The organism is Streptomyces uncialis (genome assembly GCF_036250755.1).
In the GTDB taxonomy this organism is placed as follows: Bacteria; Actinomycetota; Actinomycetes; order Streptomycetales; family Streptomycetaceae; genus Streptomyces; species Streptomyces uncialis.
The window spans coordinates 3530190-3550696 of record NZ_CP109583.1 but is presented as its reverse complement, the minus strand read 5'-3'; the positions used below and the strand labels follow the sequence as shown (position 1 = coordinate 3550696).

20 protein-coding genes and 2 pseudogenes are annotated in these 20507 nt (G+C 68.1%); 11 read left to right on the top strand and 11 right to left on the bottom strand.

Annotated features, from left to right (window positions below):
* The first annotated feature begins 208 nt into the window (after nucleotides 1-208).
* The gene (gene purB / locus OG711_RS14445) at nucleotides 209-1495 is read left to right on the top strand and encodes an adenylosuccinate lyase (protein WP_329559421.1); all 1287 of its coding nucleotides are present in this window, start codon (nucleotides 209-211) and stop codon (nucleotides 1493-1495) included.
* Nucleotides 1479-1874 (top strand): GNAT family N-acetyltransferase, encoded by a 396-nt coding sequence (locus tag OG711_RS14440; protein WP_073785523.1) that lies wholly within the window; start codon nucleotides 1479-1481, stop codon nucleotides 1872-1874. Before purB ends, OG711_RS14440 begins: the two co-directional genes overlap by 17 nt.
* Nucleotides 1875-2023: 149 nt before the next feature.
* On the opposite strand, the gene OG711_RS14435 is transcribed toward OG711_RS14440, so the two are convergent.
* Complete coding sequence (locus tag OG711_RS14435; protein ID WP_329559420.1) at nucleotides 2024-3289, bottom strand: ATP-binding protein; 1266 nt, start codon at nucleotides 3287-3289, stop codon at nucleotides 2024-2026.
* Between the two features lie 266 nt (nucleotides 3290-3555).
* On the opposite strand from OG711_RS14435, the gene OG711_RS14430 reads away from it, so the two are divergent.
* From OG711_RS14430 to OG711_RS14420, 3 genes are all read left to right on the top strand, one after another.
* A complete protein-coding gene (locus OG711_RS14430; protein WP_329559419.1) occupies nucleotides 3556-4944 on the top strand; it encodes a Tat pathway signal protein in 1389 nt (462 codons plus the stop codon).
* A gap of 75 nt (nucleotides 4945-5019) precedes the next feature.
* A complete protein-coding gene (locus OG711_RS14425) occupies nucleotides 5020-5502 on the top strand; it encodes an SAM-dependent methyltransferase (RefSeq protein ID WP_073784384.1) in 483 nt (160 codons plus the stop codon).
* Between the two features lie 235 nt (nucleotides 5503-5737).
* Nucleotides 5738-6052, top strand: a complete 315-nt coding sequence (locus OG711_RS14420) for a hypothetical protein (protein WP_073784386.1) — start codon at nucleotides 5738-5740, stop codon at nucleotides 6050-6052.
* Between the two features lie 60 nt (nucleotides 6053-6112).
* Here OG711_RS14420 and OG711_RS14415 read toward each other — a convergent pair whose 3' ends face one another.
* The 4 genes from OG711_RS14415 to OG711_RS14400 form a co-directional block, all read right to left on the bottom strand.
* Entirely contained in the window at nucleotides 6113-6364 is a 252-nt protein-coding gene (locus OG711_RS14415) for a hypothetical protein (protein WP_329559417.1), read from the bottom strand.
* A gap of 218 nt (nucleotides 6365-6582) precedes the next feature.
* Entirely contained in the window at nucleotides 6583-6807 is a 225-nt protein-coding gene (locus tag OG711_RS14410; RefSeq protein WP_329559416.1) for a hypothetical protein, read from the bottom strand.
* Nucleotides 6808-6828: 21 nt separating this feature from the next.
* On the bottom strand, nucleotides 6829-7134 hold the full coding sequence (locus OG711_RS14405) for a hypothetical protein (RefSeq protein WP_329559415.1): 306 nt from the start codon (nucleotides 7132-7134) through the stop codon (nucleotides 6829-6831).
* 131 nt (nucleotides 7135-7265) lie between these two features.
* Nucleotides 7266-7916: a TetR/AcrR family transcriptional regulator gene (locus tag OG711_RS14400; protein WP_329559414.1), complete on the bottom strand. Its 651-nt coding sequence runs from the start codon at nucleotides 7914-7916 to the stop codon at nucleotides 7266-7268.
* An 80-nt stretch (nucleotides 7917-7996) separates the two neighbouring features.
* Between OG711_RS14400 and OG711_RS14395 the strand changes: the two genes are divergently transcribed.
* From OG711_RS14395 to OG711_RS14390, 3 genes and pseudogenes are all read left to right on the top strand, one after another.
* Entirely contained in the window at nucleotides 7997-8404 is a 408-nt protein-coding gene (locus OG711_RS14395; RefSeq protein WP_073784395.1) for a RidA family protein, read from the top strand.
* A 54-nt stretch (nucleotides 8405-8458) separates the two neighbouring features.
* Nucleotides 8459-8671: a transposase gene (locus OG711_RS39135; RefSeq protein WP_399505299.1), complete on the top strand. Its 213-nt coding sequence runs from the start codon at nucleotides 8459-8461 to the stop codon at nucleotides 8669-8671.
* A 44-nt stretch (nucleotides 8672-8715) separates the two neighbouring features.
* Nucleotides 8716-9468: pseudogene (locus OG711_RS14390) on the top strand (transposase family protein).
* Between the two features lie 1152 nt (nucleotides 9469-10620).
* On the opposite strand, the gene OG711_RS39130 reads toward OG711_RS14390, so the two are convergent.
* Nucleotides 10621-13155, bottom strand: coding sequence for a DNRLRE domain-containing protein (locus OG711_RS39130; RefSeq protein WP_405673466.1), 2535 nt, complete (start codon nucleotides 13153-13155; stop codon nucleotides 10621-10623).
* Between the two features lie 55 nt (nucleotides 13156-13210).
* Nucleotides 13211-13867 carry a hypothetical protein gene (locus OG711_RS39125; RefSeq protein WP_405673463.1) on the bottom strand — a complete coding sequence of 219 codons (657 nt, stop codon included), beginning with the start codon at nucleotides 13865-13867 and terminating at the stop codon, nucleotides 13211-13213.
* Nucleotides 13868-14300: 433 nt separating this feature from the next.
* On the opposite strand from OG711_RS39125, the gene OG711_RS14380 reads away from it, so the two are divergent.
* Nucleotides 14301-14531 (top strand): hypothetical protein, encoded by a 231-nt coding sequence (locus OG711_RS14380; RefSeq protein WP_143201183.1) that lies wholly within the window; start codon nucleotides 14301-14303, stop codon nucleotides 14529-14531.
* A gap of 118 nt (nucleotides 14532-14649) precedes the next feature.
* Here the strand turns inward: OG711_RS14380 and OG711_RS14375 are convergent, their stop codons facing one another.
* Nucleotides 14650-15705, bottom strand: coding sequence for an IS630 family transposase (locus OG711_RS14375; protein WP_329559413.1), 1056 nt, complete (start codon nucleotides 15703-15705; stop codon nucleotides 14650-14652).
* 247 nt (nucleotides 15706-15952) lie between these two features.
* Between OG711_RS14375 and OG711_RS14370 the strand changes: the two genes are divergently transcribed.
* Complete coding sequence (locus tag OG711_RS14370) at nucleotides 15953-16762, top strand: transposase family protein (RefSeq protein ID WP_266510418.1); 810 nt, start codon at nucleotides 15953-15955, stop codon at nucleotides 16760-16762.
* 470 nt (nucleotides 16763-17232) lie between these two features.
* On the opposite strand, the gene OG711_RS14365 is transcribed toward OG711_RS14370, so the two are convergent.
* From OG711_RS14365 to OG711_RS14355, 3 genes are all read right to left on the bottom strand, one after another.
* Nucleotides 17233-17553: a hypothetical protein gene (locus OG711_RS14365; RefSeq protein ID WP_329559412.1), complete on the bottom strand. Its 321-nt coding sequence runs from the start codon at nucleotides 17551-17553 to the stop codon at nucleotides 17233-17235.
* 582 nt (nucleotides 17554-18135) lie between these two features.
* Nucleotides 18136-18438, bottom strand: coding sequence for a thioredoxin domain-containing protein (locus OG711_RS14360; RefSeq protein ID WP_073784401.1), 303 nt, complete (start codon nucleotides 18436-18438; stop codon nucleotides 18136-18138).
* A 397-nt stretch (nucleotides 18439-18835) separates the two neighbouring features.
* A complete protein-coding gene (locus OG711_RS14355) occupies nucleotides 18836-20056 on the bottom strand; it encodes an acyl-CoA dehydrogenase family protein (protein WP_329559411.1) in 1221 nt (406 codons plus the stop codon).
* Nucleotides 20057-20175: 119 nt separating this feature from the next.
* On the opposite strand from OG711_RS14355, the pseudogene OG711_RS14350 reads away from it, so the two are divergent.
* Nucleotides 20176-20331: pseudogene (locus tag OG711_RS14350) on the top strand (DUF255 domain-containing protein); the annotation flags it as partial.
* Nucleotides 20332-20507: the final 176 nt, after the last annotated feature.

The window sequence follows — 20507 nt, the reverse complement described above, 5'->3', positions numbered from 1 at the left end:
GTACGACAGGAAAAGAGTTCCGGAGAGCAATCCCGGAGAAATTCCGTGCGCGACGGCCGGATTCTTCCGTTCAACCGTGAGGAAAACGCAGTTGAACGACGGCAACCACGGAGAATTCCGCAGGTGGTCACGGCATCAGACTGCCATACCCCGCCACTTGAATAAGTATCCTGCGGCTGGCAAGAATGCCTGCGAAGGGACTCCGGTGATGATTTCCCGTTATTCGCTGCCCGAGATGGCGGAACTCTGGACCGACCAGGCCAGGTACACCACCTGGACGAAGGTGGAGGTCCTGGCGACCGAGGCGCAGTCCCGGCTCGGCCGGGTCCCCGCGAGCGCGCTCGCGGACATCCGGCGGGCCCGGGTGCCGGCCGCCGCCCGGGTGGCCGAGATCGAGCGCGAGCGCGATCACGAGATCCTGGCCTTCCTCGCCGCCTACTGCGAGGACATCCCCGACGACTCCGCCCGCTGGGTGCACCTCGGTATGACGAGCTACGACCTGGTGGACACGGCCTTCGGCCACACCCTCGCCCGCGCCTGCGACGTACTGCTCACCGCGGTGACCCGGCTGCGCGGCGTCCTGGTGGACAGGGCCGTCGAGCACTGGGACACCCCCTGCATCGGCCGCACCCACGGCATGCACGCGGAACCCACGACGTTCGGCCACAAACTCGCCGGCTTCGCCTTCGCCGCCGACCGCTGCGTACGGCGGCTGGAGACCGCCCGCGCGGAGGTAGCGGTCGGCACGGTCTCCGGCTCCGTCGGCACGTACGCGCTGATCGACCCGTACGTCGAGGAGTACGTGTGCGCCGAACTGGGCCTCGGCGTCGAGGAGGTGCCGAGCCAGGTCGTCTCCCGCGACCGGCACGCGCAACTGCTTCAGGCGGTGGCGACACTCGGCGCCTGCGTCGAGCAGATCGCCGTCGAGGTACGGCTGTTGTCACGCACCGAGGTCCGCGAGGTGGAGGAACCCCGGACGGCCGGCTACCAGGGCTCCAGCGCGATGCCGCACAAACGCAACCCGACGACGGGCGAGCGGCTGACCGGCCTCGCCCGGCTGCTGCGCGGCTACGCGGGCATGGCCGTGGAGAACGTCGCCCTGTGGCACGAGCGGGACCTGTCCCACTCGTCGGTCGAGCGGATCGCCGTGCCGGACGCGCTGACCGTCGCCCACTACCAGGCGACCGCCGCGGCGGACCTGATCGCCGGACTTGAGGTCTCCCCGGAGCGGATGCGCGCGGCGATCGACGCCACGGGCGGCCTGGTGTACAGCTCGGCGGTGCTGGCCGAGCTGCTGGAGGGCGGCACCGAACGGGAACACGCCTACCGGGCCGTCCAGTCCGCCGCGAACGGCGTCATCACCACCGGCGGTGACTTCGCCGCGCTGCTCGGGGCCGAGGGCATCGACACCGGACCGCTCGGTCCGGAACGCTTCCTGGTCCATCACGACGTACTCCTCAAGCGATTGGAAACCCTCCGTGGACATCAAGCGTGAGAACGGCGCCGATCTCGACCTGGACGAGGTGCTGGCGGTCTACCGCTCGTCGGGCCTCGGCGAACGCCGCCCGGTCGACGACACCGCGCGTATGGCGGCGATGGTCCGGAACGCCAATTTGGTGATCACCTGCCGGATCGACGGCGCACTCGTGGGCATCGCCCGCAGCGTCTCGGACCTCTCCTATGTCACCTACCTCTCCGATATCGCCGTGAGCCGCGAACACCAGCGCGCGGGCATCGGAAAGGCCCTCATCGACGCCACCCGCAAGGAGGCCCCGACAGCCAAACTCGTCCTGCTCTCGGCCCCCGCCGCGGCGGACTACTACCCGCACATCGGTTTCACCCGGCACGGATCGGCTTGGCTGCTGAACCCGTGAGGCGTGAGGCGTGAGCCGGAGTTCTGGGGTTCCGGGGCGGTGAATCCTTCGGGTCGGGGTCGGGGGTCGGGGGTCGGGGGTCGGGGTGCGAGGCGGTCGTGAGCGGGACGGGGTGCGGGGTGCGAGGCGGTCGTGAGCGGGACGGGGCGTCACCACCGGGACGATGCCCCGCCCCGAACGGGGTGGGTGCGGCCGGGCAACCGGAACATGGCGATCGCCGGCCGCTCGTACCCCTCACGGCACTCGGGGTCGTCGTCCCCCACCGGCACGAGCAGATGGTGGTCGCCACCGGTCACCTCGTCCGAGTCCCCGGCCGCCACACTCGCCCAGGCGGACCGCCAGGCGGGGTACTCGGGAGCGTCGTGCCCCGCGATGTCCTGGTGCTCACCGACGACCACGTGCCCCGCGCGTTCGGCGTGCCGCCGCAGTACGGCCGGCACCGCCGCCCCGCCCTCCTCGGTGGGGTACAGGGCGTAGAGCGACACGCGACGGGGCTCGTCGGCGACCGGGGCGCCCGTCGCGTGCGCTGCCCCGCTCCGAGGCTCCTCCGCGAGGTCCGCCGCGGTGGGAGCGGACGTGGCGTTCGCCGGGCAGGGCTCCTCCCGGGAAGTGCGCAGTCTCATCCAGACCGATTTGCCCGGGGTACCTGTGTCGACGGTGTGGGTGGTTCCCCACGCGTCGGCGATGCTCTGCACCATCTCCAGGCCGCGACCGTCCGTCCCGTCGTGGCCGGGGTGGCGCCGCAGCGGAGCCACGGGGGACCGGTCCCCCACGCTGACGCGCAGCGCTCCGGCGCCGAGCTCCACGGTCACCGCTACCGGATCACCGGGGAGCGATCCATGGACGATCGCGTTGACGACGAGTTCGTTCGCCGCCGCGGTGACCAGGTCCGCGTCCTGGGACAGTCCGGCACCCCAGGTGTCCATGACGCCCGCGATCAACCTCCGTACGGCACGGGCGTGCTCGGGCCGCGCCGGGAAGACGGCATGACACGCACGCGTCCGCTGCCCCTCCCCGCCGGAGGGCGAGGTGCGGGGGAGCGGGCCGGGGCGGCCCCGGAACAGCTTCCACGGCGACACCTCCCACGCGGCGGGCCGTACCGCCTCGACCCTGACCTGATCGGCCGCCAGTACCTCAAGAGCCGCCTTGCGCCCGGCGGTGCCGACGGCGAGTTCATCGGTGGAACGCACCACCAGGACGGCCGGTCCCCCGTCGGGGATCAGACGGCTCAGGAACCGCCACCCCGGACGGCACCCCAGCGCCAGGTCCGTCCCGACGGCGTCGCACACCGCCGCGCGGACCTCGTACCGCCGTTCCTCGGCGAAGCCGGTCAGGTCGGACAGCGCGGTCATCGCCGCGCCGACGTCGGGACGGCACGTGTAGACGAAGGCCGTTCTCACGGTGCTGTTGGACATGGGGGACCTCCGACTGGCGCAGGAGTGACGACGGCTGGACCGGACGTACGGGCGGACGCGGCGTCGGCCGGGAGGGCGCCGCGTTCCGGCCGGGACCGGAGCGGTGCGCGTTCCGGTCCTCTCCGTCGATATCCCTACCGATCGTGACGGTGCGGAATATCGTGGTGACACAGAGGAAACCGTCCTGGGTGGTGTGCGGGCACCCCCGGGGCGGCCCGGAAGTCGCCAAGGCCGCCAAAGATCATTTCGGAACCGAGGGACGCACGATGGCGCGCACACGCAACACCCGGCTCGCGGAAGTGATCCGGGAGACCGGCTGGCCGCAGACCCAGGTGGCGACGCACTTCTTACGCGTGGCCGCCGAAGCCGGAGCGGACGAACTCCTGACGGTGTCCCGCTCCCACGTCTCCATGTGGGTCGGCGGGACACGACCCGAAGGGCGGGCCGTGGCAGTCTTGTGCGAGACGTTCTCGCGGAAGCTGGGACGCGTCGTCACACCCGCACAGATCGGTCTCGCTCCGGTCGAGGAAGAGCAGCGAACCGGCAGCTGGGACATCGGCACGTTGACCGCGCTATCCGAACTCGGGGGTACCCAGATGGACATAGCCCGCAGGCGGCTCCTCAAGACATCCGCCTACTCGGCCGTCGGCACGGCACTTCCCCCCGACACCTGGTGGGACCAGGCCCTCACCGACGCCCAGGCCCGCCAACCCCTCTCGCGGGACCGGGTCACCGGCGCGCACGTCGAAGCGGTGCGCGACGCCCACGCCCACTACTCGCGCGGCGATCAGCTGCTCGGCGGGCGTGCGGGCAGGAGCGCGCTGACCGCCTACCTCCACACGGACGTCGCCGACTACCTGGCCGCCCGCATCCCCTCCGAACAGCTCCGCAAGGACCTCATGTCAGGAGCCGGTGAACTCGCCTACCTCGTGGGCTGGATGAGCTTCGACAGCGCCGAGCACGGTCGGGCCCAGCACTACTTCCGACTCGCACTGCGTATGGCCGCCGAAGCCGACGACGCGCCCCTCGCCGGACACATCCTGCGTGCCATGTCCCACCAGGCCGCCGATCTCGGCCACAGCCGCGATGCCGTGAACCTCGCCTCCGCCTCCGTCGAGCGCAAGCGCTACACCGCGGCAGGTCCCCGTGAACGGGCCCTCATCGGGGTCGTCCACGCCCGTGCCCTCGCCGCTGACGGTCAGCGGCGTGCAGCCGTCGCCGCGCTGAGGAGGGCCGAGGACGACCTCACCGCCGCCGACCCCGCCGCCGGTGCCGAACCGCAGAGGGTCTTCTTCTTCGGCGAGGCGTCCCTCGCCTCGCAGACCGCCCACACCCTGACCGCACTCGGTGATCTGGACGGCGCCGGACGGCAGTTCACCCGCAGCGTCCGCACCCGCCGCGCACAGACCTTCCGCCGCACCCACTCCGTCACCCTCGGATACCTCGGCGCCGTCCAGGTCAAACAGGGCGCCCTTGACGCCGCGATCGGCACCTGGACCGAAGCCCTCGACGCGATGGAAGGCGTCCACTCCGGCCGTGCCACGGAGACCGTCGTCCAGATGCGCCGCGCACTCAGCCCCTTCCGCCATCGCGGCAACCAGGCCGCCGGCGCGCTCGACGACCGGGCGCGCACCCTGTTGCGCCGCACAGGCTGACAGGCCCATGCCGGGACACCGGCGACGCAGCCCGGGACGTCACCCGGGCGCCCACGAACGAGCCGAGGGAGAACCGTGCCGGACACCTACGAGTCCACGCCCGTAGCCACCGTCGTCGGTGGCCACACCGGGGTCGCCGACGACTATCAGGGCGGCATGGAAGCGCTCATCCGGCTCCGGGACGACTTCCCGGCCGAAACCCTCCAAGGGCTGGCCGAGTTCTCCCATCTGGTCGTCACCTGGCACTTCCACCTCGCGCGCCCCGATGACGTGGCCCTCCATGTGCGCAGCCCGCGCGGCAACCCGGCCTGGCCCGCGACCGGCACCTTCGTCCACCGCAACCACCGCCGCCCCAACCAGCTCGCGACCTCGTTCCCCCGTATCCTCGGCGTCGACGGCCGCGACATCCGCGTCACCGATCTCGACGCGGTCGACGGAACACCGGTCCTCGACCTGGCACCCTGGTTCCCGTCCATGGGCCCACGCGGCGAGGTGCGCGTGCCGTCCTGGGTGGACGACATGCTCCCCGACTACTGGCGCCGGTCCGACGAACGCTGAGCCCGGCCCGGGCCCGACCGACGAGGGCCACCAGGGCCGGGCCCTGCTCGACCGGGGGTCGCAGCACCACGCGGATCCGTCGCCGGGCGCACAGCACGTGCGTGGGGAGCGCATCCCGACTGCCGGGCGCCCGGGCCGCGCCCCAGGACACCTGCCCCTTTGCGTCAGTTCCGGACGGCGGGGGCCGCCGGTCCATAGTGTGGGGACCCACCGAGCCGGGCGGAGGCAGAACCTGATGGCGGACCGAGCCGAACCGACCTTCACGACCTACATCGGTGACGGCGAGCTGGTGGTCCTGCCCGCCACCATCGACGGCATTCGCGCCGCCCTCCCCCCGGAGCGTCACGCCGCTTTCGAAACCGCCGTGGGCACCACCCACGCGGAAGAACTGCTCGCCGTGCTCCAGTACTGGGCCCAGGAGACCAGTCCCGAGCTCCGCGCCTTCCAGTACTCCGTGTTCGAGCGGTTGGAGCGCGGCGACGACAGCGGCTTCATCCCCGCCGAAGAGATGCGCGCCCTCCTCGGACACGACTCGCAGGGACCCTGGTGAGCGGCTCCTACCTCGTCCAGTACTCGAACCAGGCAGCGGACGCCCTCCGGAAGATGACCGTCACCGTCGTCCACCCGGATTGAACAGGACAGCGACCTCGTCCTCGGACACGGTCCCCGTGAAGTCGCCCTCCGCGATCCGCCGGAACGCGGCCTCCTTGTCAGCGATCAGGTCCGGCCGGGTCCGTTCCGCCCAGGTGGCGAGGAGTTCCAACAGATCCTCCGCGCCCGCGTTCTCGACAGCCTCGGTGAAGGCCGCTCGCTCGGCGCTGGGAAGGGCCTCCCGGATGTCCTTGAGGGTCGCGGACAACATGACCAGGTCGCCCCCGCTCAAGGTAGGTGCTGAAGGTCATTCCGTAGCTCTCGGACACCGTTCTTCTCATCCTTGTCGTCGTCGTTGTGCCGGACACCTGTGCCGCCATGGAAGGTGGTACGTCCGGGGCCGAAGTCGCTGGGCCGGAACAATGCCGCCTTGACGCGTTGAAGAGATCAGTCCGCCTGCTGCCGCCAGGGAGCCCGCCATGACGGCGGTCAGGGCGCGGGGACGACCCGGAGCACGGTGATCGTCAGCACCCCGCTGCTCACCTCGTACCGGATGACCGCGACGCAGCCGATCGTGGCGTCCCTGCGGTCCCTGTCCCCCTTCACCGCCCGCGATCCGCACCCATAGGGGGCTCGGGCGAGCACCGCGACGCCCGTGTCGAAGTCCTTCCGCCGCTTGGGGTCAAGAGTCGCCGCGTCCCGCCTTCGCCTCATCGGTGTAGGCGATCCGGTGGCTCATGGGGCGCTCCGGTACTCGTCGTCGCCCAGTTCGTCGGCGAACGTCACCCCCGTCAGATCACCAGCGGCCAGCCTCTCCGCCAGGGCTTCCTCCGCCTCATCGTGCGGGGTGGGAATCCGCATCACCCACCGCATCAGGGTCATCTGGAGCTCATCGGCGGACACGTTCTCGATCTCCGCCGTGAACTCGGCCCGTTCGGACTCGGGCAACGCCTCACGGACACCCCGGATGGTCGACGGCACTGTCACCGGGCCGCCCGTCATATACATCGTCAGTGGCTCACGCCCACTGTCATCGCTCATCCCGGGACCCCCTCCGAGCACGTGGGCGCGTGGCACCCGCAGGACGCAGAATGGCGCCCAGCGTAGGCCGTTCGGCCCGGCAGCGGACTGCCCCCGAGGAGGCGCGTGTGATTGCTGGGGGGCGCGTGAGGCTAGGGCCTGTCTCTCCGATCGGGAGAGTTGGGCCGGGCTGGGGCCGGCCGGCCCCAGCCGTGCTCAACCGACCGGCGGCATCGGGCGGGTTCGTCTCCTGCACTGGTGAACAGTGCGGTCAGCATGGGTGCGCCGTGCGCAAGGGTCTGGTGCGGCAGGGGGCCTGTGGCGACGAGGGACGCGAGTCCGTGGCCGATGGTCCAGCTCTGTGTCGCCAGTTCCTGCGGGTCGACCTCGTCGCGGAAGCGGCCGCTCGCCATGGCCCGCTCGATGGCCTCGACGAGACGGTGCAGGGTTTCATCCGCGGTGCCGGCGTCTTCGAGGTCGAAGCCCGCGTCGAACATGACGCGGTAGAGGTCAGGGTTATCCAGGGCGTTGGCCAGGTAGGCGCCGCCCAGGGCGGCGAGGTCTCGTACCGGGTCCGCGGACATCCTGACGGCCGCAAGTCGGGCGGCCAGGCGGGTGAAGCCTTCTTGTCGCAGTGCCTTCCAGAGGCCGTCCATACCGCCGAAGTATGTGTAGACGGCCATCGTTGATACGCCGGTTCCGGCGACCAGGGTGCGCAGCGTGACCGGTTGCCTCGTCCGCAGCATCTGTGCGGCCCGTCCGAGAAGCAGGGAGCGGACCGCTGGATCTTTCGTCCTTGCCATGGCCTCACAATACATAGCGTCGTTATGCTTTGATGAGTGCTGATCTTGCTGTTCCCCACGCCACGAGGAAGAGGCCGTTCATGTCTGTGACGCTGCTCAATCCCGAGGGATTGCCGAAGCCCGAGGTCTACCGGCAGATGTCGGTCGCCACCGGATCGAAGCTGGTGTTCCTCGCGGGACAGGTCGCCCGCGACGCTGACGGCCGGCCCGTGGGCCAAGGGGACTTCGCCGCTCAGGTCGAGCAGTGCTATCTCAACATCAGCACCGCTCTGGCCTCGATCGGCGGCTCCTTCGACGACGTGGCGAAGCTGACCGTCTACGTCGTCGACTGGAGTCCCGAGAAGATGCCGCTGCTGGGTGAGGGCGTGGGCCGGGCGGCAGCGAAACTGGGCATCGATCCGGTCAAGCCGATCACCCTGCTGGGCGTCGCGGCGCTGGGGGAACCTGACCTCCTGGTCGAGGTCGAAGCCACCGCGGTCATCGAATAGCCGTACCTCTGCGAACAGGGAGACTCTGGGCCTGCCCATGCTGAGTCGGGGGATCTGACGGGCGGCGAGTGGGCAGTGCTGGAGCCGTCTTTGCCGGTGGGCAACAACCGGTGCGGCTGTTGGCGCGATCACCGGCAGGTGATCAACGGGATCATCCACCCGCTGGGCACCGGGGTGCAGTGGCGGGAACTGAGTCCTTTTCAACCTGACCGTGGGGCTGTGGTGTTGGTCGGGGCGGGCTGTACGAAACGATGGAGCTCCTGGTAGATGGGTTCTCGACCAAGATCACCCGTGTCCGCCAGGCGTTTCGCGTGCTTGTCTACCCATCGTCGATCGACCTGTCCAGCAAGACCTTGCGGCACCCGGCCGGGCAGCTTGCAGTCCGGCGACGGGAGACCGGTACGCGGTGGCGACGGCTGCCAGCCGGCCGGCAGGCCCTGCTCGCCCTGGCCTATCTGCGGTGCGGCGACACCTACGCCCGGCTTGTCGCTGGCTTCGGAATCGGCATCGCGACCGTCTACCGGTACGTACACGAGGCCGTCGAAGTCCTGGCCGCTGGCGCACCGACCCTGGCTGAGGCGATAGAGACGGCCCGGAAGAAGGCGTTCGTGATCCTGGACGGCACGCTGCCGATCGACCGGATCGCCGCCGACACCCCCTACTACTCGGGAAGACACAAGCGTCACGGCTTGAACGTCCAGGTCCTCACCGACCCGTTCGGCCGACTGCTCTAGGCTTCCCCGGCCCTGCCCGGAGCCACTCACGACCTGACCGCGGCCCGAAGCCATGGCATCGTCGACGCACTCGCGGCCACGGGACTGAAGTGCTGGGCGGACAAGGCCTACCAAGGCGCCGGCCGGCACATTCGAGTCCCCCTCCGGGGCCGCCGGCTCAAGCGCTGGAAGCGACGGCATAACAGTAGTCACGCCAAGATCCGCTGCGTCGGCGAGCAGGCCATGGCCGTGCTGAAGGGTTGGCGCCTCCTGCGGAAGCTCCGCTGCAGCACCAACCGGATCACCGACATCGTGAAGGCCATCCTCGTCCTCCACCACACCTCAACATGAGGTTGCAAAAAGGCTCCTTGTGTGGGGGACCGGGAAACGATCGGGGCGGCGACATGGAGACATCGCCGCGCGCCGGTAAGGCAGTCGCTTCCTACCCCGAGGACGACCACCTTCACACTGCACGGATGGAAGCGTCCCACCCTTACTTGCTCGATACACCTAGGAACACTTCTTCGACGGAGAAGTTTCCGGCAGAACCGTGCGGAACCGTAATGCCCCCGGATGGCGCCAGGCGATGCGCATGCCAACCGAACAACACAGCAAGCGCCGGAGAGCACCGAGCATCCGAGATACGGCGAGTCCGGTCCTGGGAATCACCTGCATCCGGCGTGAATGGGGGACCCTTAACGGATTGGGAGCCGCTGTGGGCGGCGATGCCGATGGTCCTGAGCCGGAGAGCGATCCCGGGCGGTACAGGAGCGGTTTGCCGGGACGGCGCGTGTCGGACGACGATGGCAAAGTCCGTCCGTGCGACGTCCGTTGTGGCGGGCGGGCGGGCGGGCGGGCCGGCGCTCGCTCCTGCTCCCTGTCGAGCGAACTATGCTGTTGGCGACTCAACTGTCCACGTGTGAGGTGCCCTTGAGTAGGCTGCTGGATTCATACGAGACCGAGGTATCACCGAGTTACCGGATCTTCGGGTTGGTTGATACGAGTGTGGATACCTATTCGCCCCACACGGATCGCGCGAACTGGATCCTCTCTGCCCCGGGGATGGTCTACTTGCAGGTTCCACCCCAGGTCATCCGTGCGTCCGTACGGTTGGAAAGCTGGTCGACAACGCCGCCCGGGGACGATGCGCAGTGGTGTGGTATCGCGGACGTGGAGGTGCAACTGCCTTGTGGGGAACTTGCATTGGAAACCATCGACGGAGGCCAGACGCAAGTACCACTTGTCCTCCCGTCGCCTGGATTGTACGGAATGCGTTGGCATTGGATATTCAACCACCAGCGTGGGCCCTTCACCTCGCCGCTGGCGGACCATAGGTCCGCCCTGCTCATGGTGCCCGGGCGAGAAGAGGATTTGCGTGGTGCGGATCAGTACTGCCTTGTCCGGATCTGGCGCATCGAAGCCAGCGAAGAGGCAGAATGAACGCGAGGGGCCGGCCCTGTGGGCCGGCCCCTCTTGATGGCATTACCCGACAGCGGCGACGGCTCAGTTGCCGACCGTGATGATGAACGGGTCGTAGCTCAAGATGCGGTCGTTGTCGTACCATGCGCCGAGACGTCGCCCGGCTTCCTGATTCTCGATGGGGTCGATGTAGCGGACGGAGAAGTCGTCGCGGTACGGCTCGCCTTCGTACTGATGGCGCGCGGCACCCTGATAGCTGGAGGCGAAGGGGAATTCGTCGCAGTCGAGCTGCACTCCGGCCGGCGGCTGGCCTGGAACGGCGGGATTGTTGCACGTAGAGGTGACGACGGAGCGATTGGCGTCGTAACGCGCCTTCTCATTCGCGCCGAATCCGGGCACGAGCCGATGCATCGGGTTCAGGGGGCTTCCGCCGGGAAGCTTCTTGCTGGCTTTCGTCGGATACGTGCCGCCCGGGTTGTTGAGAGCGTCGCCGATGTGGTCCGCGACGGCCGCTACCCCGTAGTAGGGCTCCACGGGAGCAGTAGGAACGGACTTGTCGCTCCGGTCGTAGCGGAGGGCGGGCGTAGCGTCGGGGAAGACGGAACCTGCTTGCGCTCGCTGGTTGTAGGCAGCGCTGTCGAAGCGGATTTCTCCCTTTTCACCCCCAGCGGGTATGACTTGGGAGTATCCGGGGAGGGTGAATTTGAGGATCGGTGTGAACTGACCTGTGGCGATCTGATCGCCGTTGGCGAGGTCGGGCAGCTTGGGGGCGAGGGACCACAGGTCGAATGTGGTGTCGCCGTTGTGCTTCCACTGGCTGGGTGAATCAGTTCGTCCGACGTGGATACCAGGCTGGCAGGCGTCCTGTGCGGTGGGGCTTCCCGGCACTCCTATGGCCCAGTCCCCCTTGCATTCCAGTCGTGCTTCCAGCTTGGCGCCGGCTTTGTTGAAGTCGCCGCTGGAGAGGAAGACGTCCACATTGAAGTCGAATTCGGCGAAACGAGTCAGCGTGCTTCCGTTCAAGCCGCCGATCTGACCTCTACCGATCAGGGTGTTGGTAGAAATGAATGTGCCCTGTAGGTAGCAGCCGGGGGGCCACAAACCGCACTTGACCGCTGGCATGACCGTCATGGTCTCCTGGCAGTACGAGAAGCGGTTCTTGAGCCACCCCGACGCGTTGTCCGCGTCGTCAGCGTTTCGGCACTCGTTGGTGCTCGCGATGTACTCGTACGGGTGCTGGCCGTTGTTCTCCGGCTTGCGGCCCCGGTTGAACCGGTGACTGGGAACGGTGTAGGTGCGTTCCCAGACAGCCTTCGGCCCGACGGACGTCGGTGTGGTCTGGCCCATGGCGGGGCGTGTGCGCGGTTTGAGCCCCAGTGCTTCCAGATTCCCGTCCCTGTTGAGGATTTGATCGACCTGGGCGGGGTTGGCGATCAGAGCGGGATCGTTGATCGTGTAGGCGTCGCCGGGTTGGAGAGAGGTGGGAACGCCTGCGGCGGCGGTCTCCGCGACGAACGTCCGCCAAGGGGACCAGCCCAGGTTGTAGTGGGTGCCGTCGTAGGCGTTGGTGCGGAACTTGTACATCTTGCCGTCCACGAGCTGCCCGCCCGGCACCTGGACGGTCGCCCACGTGCCCGGGGTGACGAAGGCGGAGACGATCACGCCGTCCCCGGCAGGAGTGGTGATGGGCGTGTTGGTTTCCGCGTCGTAGACCTGGAAGCTGCCGTTGACCTTGTCGCCGTTCGCGTCCGTGAACTTGTCCCGCAGCGTCGGTGTGAGGGTATTGACACCCCAGACCTGGTTGTGGGTCCGAAAGGGCGGCCCTGCTTGCTGAGCCGTTCCGTCGGAGGGACGGTAGTTGTAGGTCACGGTCAGCTTTGGCTGGTTCGCCGTCGCGTTGCCTGAGTTGACACGCTTCCAGCCTCGGGTGTCCGCTGCGGCAGCGCGCAGGCCCATGTAGCCGCGGGTCGCCTTCGCCGAGGCCCAGGTCTGGACAAGGACGTCCACGTCGGCGTTGATCCAGCCGTCGGGCTGCGCGGCTGTGCAGCCGGGGTTGCCGCGAGTCTGTGCTGAGGCGTGGTACTGCTGGTGCCAGGTGGGCTGGCTGGTCCACCTGGAAGAGGTGGACGCCTGCGTGGTGTCCCACACCGTCCATTGTTGGTTGGTGCAGTCGGTGTTGCCGGAGTGGAAGTTCCACAGCGCCAGGTTCGTGTCGATGATCAACGCGTCCTGAATGGGCGTGGTGTTCCAGTGGATGAAGGACCGGGCGAGCCGGGTGGTGCCGTCCGGGTTCTTGGTGCCAGGGTCGCCGAAGTCGAGTTCGGTGTCGGTGGACAGATCGACGGCTTCGCCGCGCTGCACATACGTGTCGAACGTTGAGGCAAGACCGGAAGTCGAAGGGTCGACCGTGACTGGGTATCGGGTTCTGGGGTCGGCGAGGAATTCCGCGCTGGGTGTGACGACCAGGTCGATGCGGCCGGTGCCCTTGTCCACTACCTTCATGCCGACGCGGACACGACGAGTGTGTTCGCCGGACGGTTTGTCCACCGAGGCGTCCCACATGACTGGAGCGGGCATCACCGCTCGCCGCTCTCCGGTCTCGGTGTCGCTGAACGTCACCGATCCGTCTTTGTTCGCCTTGGCCTTCAGCCCCTTGGCCTTGATCGGCAGGATGTTAGGAGTATGCGCCGGAGGGCCTCTTGCCGATCTCCACGAACTGTTCGAAGCCGGTCCGGGTCGCTTCGACGATGACATCGGCCCCGGGGACTGCCTCCCGATAGCGGGCGGTGGTGCCGGTGAGCTCCGGAGCGGGAAGACCACCTTTCCACTGGAGCGTCACCGCTTGGTCACCGGTACCGAGGGTGACGAGGTCACGAGGGGCGGCGTTCTGGGCGTCGGCCAGCGAGCGCGGCACCGTGCCGCCGTCGCCTGCGAGGCGCAGGCCGTGGGCATGCTCCTTGGCCTTGACGGTGCCGTCGCCGGACCTGGTCAAGGTGGCATCGACCTTGCGCCACTTGCCGGCCCGCCACACTCGTTCGGGACCGGAGGTCAGGTCCGTGGTGAGGGTGCCATCCGGATTGGCCACCGTGTAGGAGGTTGCTGTCGTCTCGTCCTGGGCGACGACCGCTTTGCCGGTCTCCCGCGCCTCCAGGACCGCCCACGCTTTGGAGCCTTTGGAGTACCGGGGCGCTTGCTTTGCGCCGGTCGGCGAGGTCTTGGATGCTGTGGGCCGAGAAGACTCTGCCGAAATGCCGAGCGACTCTTGACCGCGCTCCGGTTCGGGAGCTGCCGCTGCCTGACCGGCGCCGACGACGCAGACCTCGGCGATCACCGCCAGTATGGTAGCCGCCGCAATTCGGCTACGTATTCTTTGTCCGTTTGAAGCCGCATGGGTGGGTAAGCTCATAAAATGCCGTTCCCTTCCTGCTGGACTGAACAGGCTGCCTGCGCGAAGACCGCACGGGCGTCAGTACCTTAGGCAGACGGGTCAGCACTTTTGGGAGCTGATTTCAGGACGCATGCAATTGGTCAGGCTTTTCGGACGTCAGACGGCATCGGTGTAGGTGAACACGTATGCCAAACGTCAGATGGATCACAGTGCGGCCAGTCTCGGGAAGAGGTAGCGATGTGCGTGTCCATTGCTATTTGTCTTGTGGTGCCCGGCAGTGCTCGCTGTGCTGGGGTCGCCTGCCCTTGATCGGTCGTGCGCTCGTGTTAAACGCTTTATGCTCGTACCGGTCTACGAAGGGTGCGAGAAGGTGAAAATGACGCATCGCACACCCGTGTGTGATGGTGCTCCGCTTATCCGGGGTGCCGACTACGCGAACTGGCTACGCGGGAACAAATGGACCTTCAAGGGCCGCTTGTGTGCTGCCGAGAGCGGAAAGGAAGAGCGCAAGGCTTACATCGGGCATTTTGGTGATTTGCGAGAGTGGCTGAATGAATCGCGGCTGAGAGTTTTATTTCGCGAGCGAATGATCTCGCCGATTTCGTGAGCATTCCGGATGCTTGTTTCGGGTACATAGTTGTGCGCTGCACGGCGAGGGGGCCCGGCTGTTGCCGAAGATCCAAGGTGGATCTGTATGCAGCTAGTGTCTCGTGATCCGGTTCGTGTCAGTTCAAGTTGTTATTGACGAGCTTCTTCACGTTGGTCTGGACGAGTCGGACCTTGGCGAGGATCTCGTTGGTGGTAGCGGTCCAGGTGAAGGGTTTCGGGTTCTGGTTCCAGGAGTCGATGTAGTCGCGGATCTGCTTGATCAGGACGTGGACGCTGGAGAACGTGCCGCGACGGATCGACTGCCGGGTGATGATCCCGAACCAGATCTCGATCTGGTTCAGCCACGAGGATCCGACGGGGGTGAAATGGAAGTGCACGTGAGGATTCTTCCCCAGCCATGCCTTCACCTCCGGGGTGGTGTGCGTGGACAGGTTGTCCAGCACGATATGGATCTCCTTGCCGGCATGCTGCTTCACCGCCTTCTTCAGGAAGGCCAGAAAGTTCGCGCCGTTCCGGTTCGGCTTGCATTCGCCGGTCACCTCGCCGGTGGCGATATTCAGTGCGGCGAACAGGTTCGTGGTGCCGTGCCGTACGTAGTCGTGGGTGCGCTTCTCCGTGGCTGCGAAGGCCACGGGCAGGACCGGCTGGGTCCGGTCCAGCGCCTGTACCTGCGTCTTCTCGTCGACCGACAGGATGACAGCGCCACCGGGCGGGTGCAGATACAACCCGACGACATCGGCGACCTTCTCCGCGAACGCCGGGTCTTTCGACAGTTTGAAGGTGCCCGACCGGTGCGGCTTCAGATTCTCCTCCCGCCAGATGCGGGCGACATAGTGGAACGAGACCTTGATGCCCTCGCGCCGCTTCAGATGATTAGCCAGCGTGCGCGTCGACCAGTGCGACAGGCCCGATTCCGGCGGCGGAGTCATCCTCGTCAGCGCGATCACCCGGCCGCGGGTCTTCGGCGGCACCTGCTCCTTTCCGCCACCGCGCTTCCTTTCCACCAGGCCCGCAACTCCGTGCTCCGCGTACCGGGTCCTGGTGCGGTCCACCGTCCGGGCGGACACCGCCGCGAGTTCGGCGATGTCCTTGCGGCGGCGGCCCTCGCCGGCCCACAACACGATGCGGGCCCGCAGGGCCACATCCGCTGTCACATGCCGGTCCGCCGTCAACGTTCGCAATTCTGCTGTCTGTTCCGAAGAGAGATTCACAAGTGTCCAACGAGTCAAAGAGCTTCAGGTGACACGAACCAGATCACGAGTCACTGAGGTTTTCTCAGTGAAATGATCTTCGCGGAGCGGGTTGATCGGTACACCCGGGTGGATTGGGCTGGACAGCCCCGGCTCCGAACAGACGTGAAGCCCCTGGTAGGACAGGTCTCACCACAAGATCATGTCCGTAACCACCAGAGGCTTCACGTTGGTCACCTATGTTGCCACGCTCGACGTCCCACGCCACGTCGTGGACTACCTGTCCCGCCTGCTCGCAGCACACCGACGGCACATCGGTACCCCGCGCGGCAGCCGGGCCCTGGGCCCGTTCCGCCAGGCCGTGCTGGTCCTGCGCTGGTTCCGCGAGCGCGGCTGCGTGCACTGCCTGGCCCGCGACGCCAACATCTCCCAGGCCACCGGCTACCGCTACCTGCACGAAGGCATCGACGTCCTTGCCGAGCATGCCCCGGACCTGCACGAGGTCCTCGCCCGCTGTCGACGCGAAGGCATGACACACGTGGTCCTGGACGGGACGCTCATCGAATGCGACCGCGTGGCCGGTGTCCGCGAGAACGGCAACGACCTGTGGTTCAGCCAGAAACACAAGGCATTCGGCGGCAACATCCAGTTCCTGTCCGCCCCGGACGGCACCCCATTGTGGGTCTCCGACGTCGAGCCCGGCAGCGTCCCCGACATCACCGCCGCCCGCATCCACGTGCTGCCCGCGCTGTACAAGGCGGCCACCGCCGGCCTGCCGACCCTGGCCGACAAGGGCTACATCGGCGCGGGCATCGGCATCCGCGTTCCCGTCCGCCGCCCAAAAGGCCGCTCCGAGCGCGCACTTCACATCGACACCCGCATGACAAACACCCTGATCCGACACCTCCGAGCCCTCGGCGAGCGCACCGTCGCCGAGCTCAAACAGCGATGGCGCACCTTGCAGCACATCACGCTCAGCCCCAGCCGGGTCGGCGACATCACCCGAGCCGCCCTCGTCCTCAACGGAATCTGGAAATGATCATCGCTGAGAAAACCTCACTAGGCGCCGTGGTGCGTGTCAAATCCTTTCGAACCTTGCCCTCCAGCGGAGGTGCGGCGTCGAATTACTTGCGTCGCATGAGCTGTTGCGGTCGGCGCGTTTCGCTGCCACGGAAGCAGCTGCCGCCGTGGGACCCGGCTGGACCGGTTCGGGCGTCGCCGAGTCGGCTGCTTCCGAGCATGTGACACGCCGATGTGAAGTGTCTGGCGACTCCCGATCGCCGCAGGCTCTGCCCGGCGGAGAATCTGGGGTGGGTTTCGCCGCGTAACAGGAGAAGTGAGGCAATGCGGACTCCTGCTTCGTGTGGGCGTCGCCCCCTCTGTTTTCGGCGGCTCCGGTTCGCCCGGCATCCCGGCGGCAACGATCACCGGACCCTCCCCCCGCTGACCGGCCAGCCCGAGAGCCCCGGAGCCTCACGCGGCGTCCCGGGCCGCGGCGGAATCGGGCTCTCAACCCAGGCCGACCCCGCCGATCGTCAGCTCCACCTCGTCCCCCGTGCGGACGAAATCCCGGACCAGCCAGGTACGGCCCTCGATCTGCCTGCCGGCCCTGGTGGTGTACGCGGGGACGGCGAATACGGCGTCGGCCGGGCCGTCGGTGCGTAGCTCCGCGTCGGTGGTGACCGAGTCCGAGAAGTGCAGGAGCACATCGACCGGCCGTGGCCGGTCGGCGAACGTCTGGGGGTCGGGCAGTCCCTGGAGGCGGCAGCGGGCACCGGGGTAGAGGTGCGTATTGCCGCACACGGCCAGGAAGGTGTCGGGCTGGGGCATGGGCGGGCTCCGGTGTGCGCGGTGGCGGTCGGGTCCCTCGCAGTCTGGTGGCGGGCCCGCCCGCGCCGTGGCTCGTCCTGGCCGGGCTGCCCCCGCCGTCACCCGGTCGGCCGGGCTGCCCTCGCGTCACCCGGTCGGCGGTAGGGCCACCGCGGTGCGTCGCTGATCAGGCATACGTCCTGTCCGCCTGGTCCAGCTCTTCACCTGTGGGGGGCGCTCTCTGGGACGAACACGCCCCCGGACCACTCCCAGGGCCTCACCGTGCTGGACAGGGCTGAACAGTGAGGTTGCCGTCCCGGCCCACCCGGGGAGCCGAACCGCACGCATGGCCCGTGCCGGACCAGAGGCCGAGACCGGGACACCGCCCCGGTCTCGGCCGGCCGCTGCGGACTCGGGCCAGCACACCAAGGCATCCGCACCGGGCGCTGAACGGCCCACACGGCTGGCGCCCTGTTCACCTGCCGGGGTTGTCCCCGTGGGCGCGAGGACGCTCTGCCCGCCTCCCCGGAGGTGTGGTGTTCACGGGGGAGCGTCGCGCTGGTGCGGTTCACCCGTCGAGGGCCCCGGCGGGTCCGGGTGGGCCTACACGGTAGCGGCGATCCAGCCGACGGTCTCCTCGGTGTGCGTGCCGTCGGCGGTGACCTTGCCGCTGGCGTGGAGTTCGTTGATACGGATCTTGAATCCCGTCGGGGTGACGTCCGCGATCCGCAGTCCCGGTGTGTCGGGGCCGTTGAACGTCTGGACGAAGGGGGTCACGATCACCGTGGAACCGGCGGGGAACGGGGCGGGGAAGGTGACCTGGGTGAAGGTCGACGTATCGCCGCCCGTCGTGGCCACAGGGCGTGTGGAGTTCAGCTGGAGCTTGCCCGTCTGGATCGCGCTCACGGCATCCACCTCTCAACGATCAGTCACCGCTTGAGGATTTGAACAGCCCGGCGGTGCTGGATGTCTGACGCCTCTTGTGGGGCGCCGCGAGGAGGCTGCCCGGGCGATCTCCGGTTTAGCGGAATTTCCACCCTTCAGGGTGGTCAATCTTCATAGGGCTGCGTCACCCGTCGGGATCTGCTTCCGTACCGGCGGACACACACCTGCCGGTACGGAAGCAGATCCCTGGCCGACGCAGCGTGAAGAGACCCCGAGGATCCCGGGACCGGTACTCGGCCTTCCGGTCCGGGAGCTTCCGGGCGTCACAGGTTCCGGCCCCCCGCTGATGGCAGGAGGGGCGCCCGGTGTCGGTCGGCCTCTGACCGGGTGCGGGTCGGACCCGGGTGGCCAGGCCGCGTCACGTCAGGTCGAGGAAGCTCCAGCGGGCGTCCGGTGCGGCGCCGCTCAGCCACTTGCCGCAGTTCTGGAGTACGACCGGGCTCGACGTGATGTGCTGCGCGCCCGTGCCGAGGTCGCGCAGGAAGCGGTCGAGCGGGCCGCGGCGGATCGCCGCCGAACCGGCCCAGCGGTGCACGGTGCGGCCCACGCCGGACACGGTCGAGGTCGTGTGATTGAGCGCGAGACGGATCAGGGTGTCCTGCTCCGTGCTCGGCAGCTCACCCTTGTCCAGCGTCCGTTCGACGTCCCGCCATACGTCGTTCGCCCAGGCGCGGGCGGCCCGCAGCCCGGCTTCGGCCGTCGCGTACTCGGCGTGGAACTGGGAGGTGTCGACCGCCGCGCCCCGCGAACCGGTCCGCGCCGCCGCGACCCGCTTCATCTCGTCCAGAAGGCGCCGGCCGACGCCGAGGGTCCACCCCGTGTGCCCGATCGCCGACAGGTTGACCAGGCCGAGGCGGTAGAGGGCGCCACCGTTGAGCGGGGTGTCCGTGGTCGCGGCGTAGGTGTACTCGTGCGGGACGTACACGTCGGTGCAGTGGTAGTCGACGCTGTGCGTCGCGCGCAGCCCGAGCACATCCCAGTTGCCGTCCAGGGTGACCTGGGACTTCGGCATCGTGAGGACCCGCTGCTCACCGGTGCCCTCGACCTGGAACGCGCTGTGGATGTGGGTGGCGTGCGCCACCCCGGAGGCGAACTGCCACTGACCGCTGACCCGGTAGCCGCCCTCCACGGGCACGGCCCGGCCGGGTCGCGTACCGTGCCCGGCCAGCAGCGCGTGCTTGCCGTTCGGTATGTCCGGGAACAGCTCGGCCGCGGTGTCCGCGGCGAGGTACGCCGCGGTGGTCCCGGTGATCATCTGGAGCGCGACCATGGTCCATCCGGCCGCGGCGTCGTGGTAGCTCACCCGCTCCGCCGCCTGGATCAGCTGCCGGGGCGCGAACTCGTACCCACCGAGGCCCAGCGGCAGCTCGGCCCGCACGATCCCCGTGTCGAGCAGCGCGCGTGCCGTGTCCTCGGGGAGCCGCCCCAACTCCTCGGCGGAGGGCGCCCGTTCGTCGAGCCTCGCCCCGAGCGCGTCGATCCGCTCCAGCACCCCGGCCAGTTCCGCACTGACATTCAGCCGGCCCTCGTCGCCCATGGAATCCCCCTCGTCGCGGCTGTGCCCGATTGTCGCACGCACGTCCCGCGCCCCCTCCGACCCGACCGCCACCGCGGCCCGGACCCATGCCCGGCCCACGCCGGTCCGGCGACAGCGCCGCCATCGTCCGATCCGGGTACGCGCCGTGCGACGATGCCGATATGAATCGCCTGGCGGACTGCCAGTCGCCCTACCTCCTCCAGCACGCCGACAACCCCGTCGACTGGTGGCCGTGGGCACCCGACGCCTTCGAGGAGGCGCGGCGGCGGCGCAATGTGCTTGTGCTGCTCAGCGTCGGCTACTCCGCGTGCCACTGGTGACAATGCATGTCACTAATGCACAAGTCCGCGGACATCTCGAATTTTGGTCCCGTGCCTCGTGAGTGCGAGAGGGGCCCCGGCTGGGCTGCGAACGGCCACCGTCCGCAGCCCGACGCGGGAATCTGGTCAGGCGTAGGCGGCGATCCAGCCGATCGTCTCCTCGGAGTGTGTGC